Source organism: Runella sp. R0.1_18, assembly GCF_057652155.1.
The window spans coordinates 1-534 of record NZ_JBYFCK010000093.1 but is presented as its reverse complement, the minus strand read 5'-3'; the positions used below and the strand labels follow the sequence as shown (position 1 = coordinate 534).

Annotated in this window: 1 protein-coding gene; it reads right to left on the bottom strand. The window is 41.2% G+C overall.

All coding sequences use genetic code 11. The features are described from left to right. Nucleotides 1-134: 134 nt before the first annotated feature. On the bottom strand, nt 135-491 hold the full coding sequence (locus AC23P2_RS31195) for a transposase (RefSeq protein WP_487776807.1): 357 nt from the start codon (nt 489-491) through the stop codon (nt 135-137). Nucleotides 492-534: the final 43 nt, after the last annotated feature.

Here is a 534-nt window from a genome sequence, read left to right as displayed (position 1 = left end):
TGGGTCAAAGATTTGTTGCCACAGGTGGAAATCGCCTTCTGTTATCTTGAATTTGACCGCTGGTACTGTCTTAAAATGCAAGTTTTGAGTTAAGATTTTTTTTATAATTTTGGGACTGAATTGGAAGAGCTGTTTTAGGCAGCTATATCCTGTGTAGTCCCGCTTGTCGGGACTATTTTTTTGTCCATATTTTCTTGTTCTTTGACATTGTTGGAATTGTATTTTGGGTCATATTGAGTGTCATTTTTCCAGATGGCATAGCAAAGTGTAAGCAACTTTTTTTGGACTGCAACATAGCCTTTCATCTTGATTTGGCTGCGTTCAAATACTCGCTCAAAAAGGGCTTGACAGGTAGGCTCTCCAAATCGTACTGCATTGAATGCAGGTAGGTGTAAAATACGTCTAATTCGGCTATTACCCTTTTTTGAGATTCTTGTTTTTCCTACTCGTCTCCCCGAGCGCACGGGCGCCCCCGTGGTTCTCAACCACATCATAGCCTGCAAAACTGACTAACTGGCGAATGTTTTCAAAACC